This is a genomic window from Vibrio sp. Vb1554 (assembly GCF_033344235.1).
The window spans coordinates 1-1,586 of record NZ_JAWPOJ010000138.1; the positions used below are offsets into that span (position 1 = coordinate 1).

A 1,586-nucleotide genomic window follows, 5' to 3' on the forward strand; every position below is an offset into this window, starting at 1 on the left:
TTCTGACTCTTTTCGCTTAATGCTCAACCGCTCTGTGCTTAAGTTTCCAGTCCTTGGGGCAGTTTTATCGAAAGCCGCTATCGCAAAATTTAGTCGAACCCTCGCTACGAGCTTTACGGCGGGCATTCCGATTCTAACCAGTTTAAAAACCACATCGAAAACGTCCGGAAATATGCATTATCAATTGGCTATCGAAGAGGTTTATCGCGATACCGCAGCAGGAATGCCGATGTATGTTGCAATGCGCAATTGCAACGTGTTCCCTGAGTTGGTGCTGCAAATGGTTATGATCGGCGAAGAATCCGGCCGACTTGACGACATGCTCAATAAAGTCGCCACAATTTACGAGTTTGAAGTGGACAACACCGTCGATAACCTCAGTAAAATCTTAGAGCCATTAATTATCGTTTTTTTAGGTATCGTTGTCGGTGGCTTGGTCACAGCAATGTACTTGCCAATCTTTAACTTAATGAGTGTATTGGGCTAGAATGAGCCGTTAATCCCTTCAAAACAGCATGTTGCTGATTTGACTTATCGCTCAAGAGATAAATATGGAAGTGTTCCAGTACTACCCTTGGCTATTCGTGGTGTTTGCCAGTATCTTCGGTTTAATTGTGGGTAGTTTTCTTAATGTAGTCATTTATCGGCTACCTAAAATCATGGAGTTAGAATGGCGCCGTGAATGCGCCGAATCATTCCCTGAATATAAGATTAAGCCACCTCAAGAACTTTTGACATTAAGCGTGCCTCGCTCTTCGTGCCAAAACTGCGCGACGCCAATTCGTATTCGAGACAATATTCCTGTAATCAGCTGGCTATTGTTAAAAGGAAAATGCCATCATTGTCATACCGCAATTAGTCCTCGCTATCCGCTGATAGAATTACTCACTGCTGCGTGCGCTGGTTTTGTGGCTTATCATTTCGGCTTTAGCTACTTTACGGTTGCGTTAATCTTTTTCACATTTGTCTTAATAGCCGCGACTTTTATCGATCTCGATACTATGCTGCTACCGGACCAATTAACATTACCATTCACTTGGGCTGGCATTGCGTTAGCATTAACAGAAATAAGCCCTGTTAGTCTACAAGACGCCGTAATTGGTGCGATTGCCGGTTATTTGTGTCTTTGGTCAGTATATTGGGGTTTCAAACTGCTTACTGGTAAAGAAGGCATGGGTTACGGTGATTTTAAATTGCTGGCCGCCCTTGGCGCTTGGCTAGGATGGCAATCATTACCAATGATCATCCTACTTTCTTCCGTCGTCGGTGTGATATTCGGGCTCGTTCAGTTACGACTACAAAAACAAGGTATAGAGAGAGCTTTCCCTTTCGGCCCATATTTAGCGATTGCAGGATGGGCAAGCTTAATCTGGGGCGATCAAATTCTAAGTTGGTACTTCACGTCAATTTTAGGGGTGTAAATGGCTTTGGTAATAGGCTTAACGGGTGGTATCGCCAGCGGTAAAACTACCGTAGCGAATCTGTTCAAGCAGCAGTTTAAAATTGATATTGTCGATGCAGATATTGTCGCACGAGAAGTCGTCGAACCTGGAACTCCCGGGTTAAATGCAATCATTCAACATTTT

3 protein-coding genes are annotated in these 1,586 nt (G+C 43.8%); all 3 read left to right on the forward strand.

The window, feature by feature from the left end; genetic code table 11:
• The coding region (locus R8N28_RS24345; protein WP_318183562.1) for a type II secretion system F family protein at nt 1–487 on the forward strand (487 nt) is incomplete at its 5' end.
• Between the two features lie 64 nt (nt 488–551).
• Nucleotides 552–1,421, forward strand: coding sequence for an A24 family peptidase (locus R8N28_RS24350; protein WP_318183563.1), 870 nt, complete (start codon nt 552–554; stop codon nt 1,419–1,421).
• On the forward strand, nt 1,422–1,586 hold a 165-nt coding region (gene coaE / locus R8N28_RS24355; RefSeq protein ID WP_318183564.1), incomplete at its 3' end, for a dephospho-CoA kinase.